This window comes from Hyella patelloides LEGE 07179 (genome assembly GCF_900659865.1).
Lineage (GTDB): Bacteria > Cyanobacteriota > Cyanobacteriia > Cyanobacteriales > Xenococcaceae > Hyella > Hyella patelloides.
The window spans coordinates 1-8,007 of sequence record NZ_LR214072.1; the positions used below are offsets into that span (position 1 = coordinate 1).

An 8,007-nucleotide genomic window follows, 5' to 3' on the forward strand; every position below is an offset into this window, starting at 1 on the left:
CAGAACAAGTCGGTGCATTGGCAGAACAATCGGCAGCAGCAACTAAAGAAATTGCCAACATTGTCTCCACAATCCAATCAGCAACCCTAGAAGTCTCTCAAGCAATGGAATCAGGTACAGCCCAAGTAGTAGACTCGACACGCCTAGTGGAATCAACTAAACAAAGCTTGAGCTTGGTACTGACAAAATCACAGAAAATTAACCAATTGATGCGATCTATTTCTCAAAGTGCATTATCTCAGGCGGATACTTCTCAAGATATTACTAGCTTGATGCAAAAAATTGCTCGGGTATCGGAAACTACTTCTAAGTCTTCTAAAAAGGTAGCAAAATCAATTTCCCAGACTGCTCAAGTAGCCAAAAATCTAGAGTCTACCGTAGCTCAGTTTAAAGTAGCGGATTAATCATTCATCATTTATTATTCGTAAATTTGGTATGGATACAGAACAACAAATTCGCCTGAATTTTCTCGATGAGGCTGAAGAATATTTTGATCTCATGGAGTCTAATCTTATAGGATTAGCTGATGCTGTGGTGGATAGTCAAAAAGTAGACTTGATCTTGCGCTCTGCTCATTCTATTAAAGGCGGTGCTGCGATGATGGGTTTTGATACTTTGAGTGGAATTGCCCATTGTTTAGAAGATTTTTTTAAAATTTTGCGGGTTCGCTACAGTTCGAGTCAAATTACAACAGAAGTGGAAACTCTCTTGTTGCAAGGTGTAGATCTCTTACGAGATGTTAGCAAATTAAATCAAAAAGGAGTAAAAGTTACAAAATCAGAGTTAAATGAACGCACACAACCAATTTTTCCAAAACTACACCAAAAACTAGGTGATTTAGAAGATGCAGACGAAAATGCCTTGTTAGCACAAGATGAAGAGGTCGATCCTGCTGTATTAATCTTTGAAGAAGGTGTTGATGCAGTTTTAGATCGCTTTGAAACCAAATCAAAAGAATTAGAAATTGCCGAACTCTCTCAAGAATTAACCAAAACTGCCCAAGAACTAATCGGTTTTGGCAAAATGGCAAGTCTTGAACCCTTCATACAACTCTGTCAGTCTATTCAAAAAGAGGCACGAAGCCTTTCCCCTTCAGAAATTGCGCCTTTAGCAGAGCAGGCTTTAAAAGCTTGGAGGCGATCGCACGCTTTGGTTTTACGAGGACGGATTGAAAAATTACCTTCTTGTCTGGAAGGAAGGGAAAAACTCGCATCAGAAACAGAAAACAGACATAATAATATTGATTTCCCAGAAAATAATTTTCTGGATTTGAGTGATTTACCGTTCACACCCACAGAAGAAGCAATAGAAGCAGATTTCGAGCTTGTCGAACAAGATTTTGCCGAAGCGAGTCAGTTACAATCGGCTTTTGAAATTGATGCTGATGCCATAGATTCACCTGAAGCAATAGAAGCAGATTTCGAGCTTGTCGAACAAGATTTTGCCGAAGCGAGTCAGTTACAATCGGCTTTTGAAATTGATGCTACTGTCATAGATTCACCTGAAGCAATAGAAGCAGATTTCGAGCTTGTCGAACAGGATTTTGCCGAAGCGAGTCAGTTACAATCGGCTTTTGAGATTGATGCTGATGCCATAGATTCACCTGAAGCAATAGAAGCAGATTTCGAGCTTGTCGAACAAGATTTTGCCGAAGCGAGTCAGTTACAATCGGCTTTTGAGATTGATGCTACTGTCACAGAGTCACCTGAAGAACCGAAGAGCCAGACCAATTTCGCTCCTTTAGAACATAATTTTATTTTTCTCGAACTGAATGGGTTGCAATCGACTTTTGAGATTGATAGATTCACCTGAAGAACCGAAGAGCCAGACCAATTTCGCTCCTTTAGAACATAATTTTATTTTTCTCGAACTGAATGGGTTGCAATCGACTTTTGAGATTGATGCTGCTGTCACAGATTCACCTGAAGCAATAGAATCAGATTTCGACCCTCTAGAACAGGATTTTGCCGAACTGAATGGGTTGCAATCGACTTTTGAGATTGATGCTGCTGTCACAGATTCACCTGAAGCAATAGAAGCAGATTTCGACCCTCTAGAACAGGATTTTGCCGAACTGAATCAGTTACAATCGGCTTTTGAGATTGATGCTGATGTCATAGATTCACAAGAAGAACCAAAGATCGAGACAGATTTCGACCTTCTAGAACAGGATTTTGCCGAACTGAATCAGTTACAATCGGCTTTTGAGATTGATGCTGATGTCATAGATTCACAAGAAGAACCAAAGATCGAGACAGATTTCGACCTTCTAGAACAGGATTTTGCCGAACTGAATCAGTTACAATCGGCTTTTGAGATTGATGCTGATGTCATAGAGAAAAAACAGCAAACAACAACCAATAGTTCTACCAACTTCTTATCGCCACAGAAAAAGAACTTTGTAGACAAGATGGTAAGAGTACCAGTTTCCCAACTAAAACAATTTAATAGTCTTTTTGAACAATTAATCTTAGACCGCAATACCATTGGTCTACGATTGAAACAGTTGCAAAACGTCATGTCCTTGATGAATCAGCGAATGATTCAAATAGAACGTTCTAATACTCAGTTAAAACAATGGTACGATCGCGCTTCCATAGAAGGATTACTCTCCACCGACCAACAACAGGCGGTACAAAACTCTGTTAATTCTTTAACCAGCAACCATGATTTGCTAAAAGACAAACTAAAGAGCGATCTGGGTAAAGCCCAAACATACAGCGATCGCTTTGATACTCTAGAGATGGATCGCTACAGTGACGTTCATCTTATCTGTCAAGAACAAATAGAAACCATTGTTCAACTACAAGAAGTCTCCACAGATATCGAATTAGGATTGCAAGAGATTAGCCAAGCAGTTCGTAACCTTGACTATACAACTAAATCAATGCAAGGTAACGTTACGCGAACTCAAATGTTACCCTTTGCAGAAGTGGTCAAACGTTTTCCCAGAGTAATTCGCGATCTGAATATTCAGTTTAATAAACAGGTTGACCTCAAAATTATCGGCGAAAACAGCCTTTTAGACCGCTCCATTATTGAGGCTCTTAGCGATCCCTTGATGCATCTGTTGCGTAATGCTTTTGACCATGGCATAGAAGACACTGAAACCAGAATAGCTGCTGGTAAACCCCCATCAGGGACAATTACGATTCAAGCAAACAGTCGAGGTACTTATACCATCATTACCGTTAGCGATGATGGTGGGGGGATTTCTCTTGATAAAATTCGCGATCGTGTTTGTCAGATGGGTATTCCTCAATCTGAAGTTACCCAAATTCCAGAAGCCGATCTACTTGACTTTATTTTCGACCCTGGATTTAGTACTGCAAAGCAAGCCACAGAACTTTCAGGTAGAGGAGTCGGTATGGATGTTGTTCGGACTAATCTCGAAGAGATTCGTGGTAATGTTCGGGTCGAAACCAAGCCAGGTGAAGGTACAACATTTACTCTCAGAATTCCTTTTACCTTATCTATCTTAAGAGTAGCAATTATTGAGCAGGCTGGTATTATTTTAGCTATTCCTGCCAATAGTATCAGAGAGATTGTACCCCTAGAATTAGAAAAAGTAAAAATCTCAGAAGACAATAAATATATACCTTGGAATCAGACAGAAATTCCTTTAGTTGAGATAGAAAAAACTTTAGTTTATCATCGTGTTCATAACAGTTTTGGTTTAACGGAAAATCCTGCCATAGATCGACCTATGGCTATATTAATCAAAGATGGTAAAACATTTGCAGCATTGCGAATTAGTCGTTTTTGGCATGAGCAGGAATCTACCATGAGACTAATTGATAGCCCTATTCCTTTACCTTCAGGAATTATTAGTTCTATGGTTTTTGGAGATGGAAAAGTTATTCCTCTAATCGATCCCATCATCTTAATAGAAGAATGCCTCAGCAATAAATCTACCCGAGATCGCTCTTATCAAAATCATCACTTAAACAGGAATCTATTTACCACCGAAACCATTCTTGTAGTGGATGACTCAATTAATGTCCGTCGCTATTTATGTCTAACTCTCGAAAAAGCTGGTTATCGAGTAGAGCAAGCAAAAGATGGACAAGAAGCAGTAGATAAATTACTTGGTGGACTTTCAGCACAAGCTGTTATTTGTGATATTGAAATGCCACGACTTGATGGCTATGGCGTTCTCGAAGAAATCAAAGAGCGAGCCGAATTTACACAACTTCCCATCATTATGTTGACTTCTCGCAGCAATGAAAAACATCAAAAATTAGCGATGAATTTAGGAGCTTCAGCTTATTTGACTAAACCATACAATGAACAACAGCTATTGAATAGATTGGCAAAATTGCTAGATGATTAATATTGATAAATTAATCTCAATAAAAAATAGTTTTATGTTGATAAGCGATAGAGCGATCGTTAAGTACTGATAACTGAATAATTAATAATCGAGTTGTGTTAAGCATCTATGGGGTTTAGCTGCATCATTTGCCAAGTAACATAAGTTCCTACTGGACTCCAAAGTAAATAAGGAACTAATAGCCAAAATGCAGTAGTAGAAATTGGCGCGACTATAACGGCTAAAATTGCTCCTAAAAAAAAGCCAGTCCCACCGATAATTGTTCCCACTTTGAGACTGCGGGTTTTACACATTACTAGGGTATAAAGAGAAATTGCAATTTCTACTAATAGGTAAAAACCCATCAATAACCAAGTAGACAAATTGCCAGGATTGGTTTCCCAGACGTTATAAGCTGACCATGCGCCACAAATAAAAATTACTGTCCAAATAATTGGGATTGCCGATTCAAAGGTTAACCAATCGGGACGACGTAAACGTTTGAACCAGCGAAAATCTCTGCTAGAAATAAAGCGATTAAGAGTAAAAGGAACAGCAAGGGTAACAATACCAATTACTAGCCAGGAAGGAATCATATTGTTAATTTTTGAAAAATATAATACTATTAAATATCCAGAACTTTATTGTAACTAGCCACAAAATAAGAAACAGCACTTATGATGCTGCATTTACTGGTTAATTATCTTCTCTCTAAAGACATAAATCTCAATAATCGTAAACTTCTACTTCAACAGAATAGTCTTCGATATCTCCTCTGTTACCCCATTTTCGCGTGTCTTCGATTAATTCGATATCTTCTTCAGAGCTAGACTCAGAAATCCTGTAGTTTTCAAGTTCTTGAATGTCATCTTTTACTGAAATAGATTCGTTTTCGCTAGTAAAGCCCCAGTTGAGATTTTCTCCTGCTTCAACATCTTCTAGAATACCTCCACTATCTGCTACGGTATTTGTTTGAGCATTGAGGGGTAAACTATAAATACTGGCTAGGGTTGTTCCAATAAATATGGCTAGTAAACGCATGATTTTTTGGGAAATATTCAACATTGTAAACAATTTATTAATAAACTAATTCAATTGTCTATATTGTATAAATTAAAGCTAATCTTTACTTCCCCACTAGGTTAGATATTGCCATCTATCGTTAGACATAAATTAAGGAAGTAGGGTGAGCAATACTATTCCTACCTTAATACTCATCCTTGCTGCGACCGATCGATCGATTCAATTCTCATTCTAAAATTTGTTTATCTACAATTTTGCCTTCTTCATTTACTGTGTAAACAATAGGAATACCAGTGGCTAATTCTAGACCAGGAACTTCTGATTCTTCTAGATTGTCAAGATGCATAATAATAGAACGCAATGAGTTACCATGAGCCGAAACCAAGACGTTATTACCATCTTTTAAATAGGGTAAGATTTGCTTTTGAAAATAAGGAATTGTTCTAGCTGCTGTATCTTCTAAACTTTCGCCTCCTGGGGGTCTAGTAGAAAAAGAACGTCGCCATTGATGCACTATTTCTTTACCTACTTCTTCTGCCATTTCTGCTTTGTTATAGCCTTGCAAATCACCATAGTAACGTTCATCTAAATCGGGGCTGGTATAAATGGGAATTTCTTCTTTAATATAGCCGTCATATTTGTCCCAACCATGCCAATTAGGATTGTCAGCATCGTGCTTAAATACAGGGCTTTTCTTTTCACAGCGATCGCTATTTTCGGTTAAACAAATAGCCGTGGTTTCTTTGGCTCTCATTAACATACTAGTAAAGCAAACATCGATGGCATATTCTTTGATTTTTTGGGCTGCTTCCATTGCTTCACGACGACCTGTAGAGTTAAGAGGAATATCTACCCAACCGCTAAAACGATTGTCCGCATTCCAAGTACTTTGACCATGACGAATTAAAATCAATTTTGCTTTTTTGCGATCGTTCATGTTGTTCTACCAATTGTGATAAAGAAGAAGAGTTTTATTGTGAAGTTAGGGAATATCTATTACCTATTACCTTTTACTCCTTCCTTGCAGTAAAACTTCTTGACAACTTAACGTTGGGAGATTGGGGGATTTGCCGACATTTCCCTAATTGTCGTATATCTCTTTTTCTGGTTAGATAATCACGAAGCCAGCTACCTAAAACAACACCACGATTAGCCACCCCAGGTAGATAATAAAGATGAATACCCAACCACAACAACCAAGCGAAAAATCCTTTTAAGGGGATGCGCCCTAACAGATAGGCAACACCACTATTACGCGCAATTATGGCTGCTGTTCCTTTATTGAAGTAATTAAAAGGCTGAGGAGGTAACCCTTGTAACTGTCGTTGTAGATTTTTAGCTACAGCTGTTCCTTGTTGTAAAGCTTCTGGAGCGATGCCTAGTAAAGGTTCACCTCTGTGTCTGATAAATGCAACATCTCCTACTGCATAAACTTCAGGATAGTTGGGTAATTGCAAAGTATTGGTAACGCAGATTTTTTCCTTATTAGCGATGGGTAGCTCTACTTCTGGTTGAGGATAGTTAGCTTCTACTCCTGTTGTCCAAATAGTGGTTGCTGTTTCTAAAATTGTGCCATCATCTAACTCAATTGCCCCAGGAAAAACTTCATAAACACGGGATTGTAAATGTACTTTTACCCCACGGCGACGCAGTTGCTTGCTAGTATATTCGCCTAAATTGTGGGGAAAATCAGCCAGCAATCTTGCTCCTGAATGAATCAAAATTATTCTGAATTCTTGAGGCTTAATTGTGGGATAATTTTTAAATAAGGTGCCTTTTGCTAATTCAATTAACGCTCCTGCTAACTCTACACCCGTCGCACCACCACCGATAATTGCAATAGTTAAAAGTTGTCTTCTACAATCAAAATCTTGACAAATTGTAGCCTGTTCAAAATTGTTAATAATACGATCGCGTATTTTTATGGCATCATCTAAAGTTTTCATGGGTAAGGCATATTCGGATGCGCCTTCTACACCAAGAAACTTAGCTTGACTACCGGTGGCTAATACCAAATAGTCATAAGAAACATTAGTAATATTAGTTGTAATTACTTTGGCTGCCAAATCTATTGTTTGCACTTCTGCCTGTAAAAAACGAGCATTTGGTATTGAACGCAAAGCTTTTTCTAAGGGATAAGCGATCGCTTTTGGAGGAATAAAACCACTAGCAACTTGATACAATAAGGGGATAAATGTATGATAATTATTGCGATCGATTACAAGGATTTCGGCATTAACTAAAGCTAATTTTTTTACAGTCCTTAACCCAGCAAAACCAGCCCCGATAACAACTATTTTTGGTCTTTTTAACAACACTTGTTCAAAATATTTTCAGGAAAACAACAAGTTTGAATATTATATTTTTAACTCATAGAGGACTAAATATATATCAACAATAAAGGCTACATTATCAAAAGAATTCTGTCCCTAGGTAGATTTTGAATTCCAGTATCAAAAAAAGGCGAACAACCACAAAATAAACTCGTTCCAAATAATTCGGGGAATCTGTCATGACAGGAAGCTGCGATCGCCTGTTGGAGATTACTTCTGAGTAATAGGACGTTCTCCATCAATATCTAAAGTGCCTACCACCTGATATTTATTAGCCATAATGGGACGTTTGCCATCGGCTTCAAAAGTATCAACTACTTCCGTGCTGCTACTGTCTAC

Annotated in this window: 7 protein-coding genes; 3 read left to right on the forward strand and 4 right to left on the reverse strand. The window is 38.1% G+C overall.

The genetic code is table 11. The annotated features are described in order from the left end of the window. The 3 genes from H1P_RS28795 to H1P_RS28805 all read left to right on the forward strand — a co-directional run. Nucleotides 1-404: methyl-accepting chemotaxis protein (locus H1P_RS28795; protein ID WP_246142000.1), on the forward strand; the 404-nt coding region annotated here is incomplete at its 5' end. A 31-nt stretch (nt 405-435) separates the two neighbouring features. Further along, nucleotides 436-1,812: an Hpt domain-containing protein gene (locus H1P_RS28800; RefSeq protein WP_144874212.1), complete on the forward strand. Its 1,377-nt coding sequence runs from the start codon at nt 436-438 to the stop codon at nt 1,810-1,812. After that, nucleotides 1,796-4,333, forward strand: coding sequence for a hybrid sensor histidine kinase/response regulator (locus H1P_RS28805; protein ID WP_246142001.1), 2,538 nt, complete (start codon nt 1,796-1,798; stop codon nt 4,331-4,333). The genes H1P_RS28800 and H1P_RS28805 overlap by 17 nt, the downstream gene beginning before the upstream one ends. Before the next feature lie 98 nt (nt 4,334-4,431). Here H1P_RS28805 and H1P_RS28810 read toward each other — a convergent pair whose 3' ends face one another. The 4 genes from H1P_RS28810 to H1P_RS28825 all read right to left on the reverse strand — a co-directional run bounded on the left by H1P_RS28810 (nt 4,432) and on the right by H1P_RS28825 (nt 7,650). Next, a complete protein-coding gene (locus H1P_RS28810) occupies nt 4,432-4,908 on the reverse strand; it encodes a TspO/MBR family protein (protein WP_144874216.1) in 477 nt (158 codons plus the stop codon). 130 nt (nt 4,909-5,038) lie between these two features. Then, complete coding sequence (locus H1P_RS28815) at nt 5,039-5,377, reverse strand: hypothetical protein (RefSeq protein WP_144874218.1); 339 nt, start codon at nt 5,375-5,377, stop codon at nt 5,039-5,041. 184 nt (nt 5,378-5,561) lie between these two features. After that, the gene (locus H1P_RS28820) at nt 5,562-6,272 is read right to left on the reverse strand and encodes a 2,3-bisphosphoglycerate-dependent phosphoglycerate mutase (RefSeq protein WP_144874220.1); all 711 of its coding nucleotides are present in this window, start codon (nt 6,270-6,272) and stop codon (nt 5,562-5,564) included. A gap of 73 nt (nt 6,273-6,345) precedes the next feature. Beyond that, nucleotides 6,346-7,650: an NAD(P)/FAD-dependent oxidoreductase gene (locus H1P_RS28825; RefSeq protein ID WP_144874222.1), complete on the reverse strand. Its 1,305-nt coding sequence runs from the start codon at nt 7,648-7,650 to the stop codon at nt 6,346-6,348. Between the last annotated feature and the right edge of the window lie 357 nt (nt 7,651-8,007).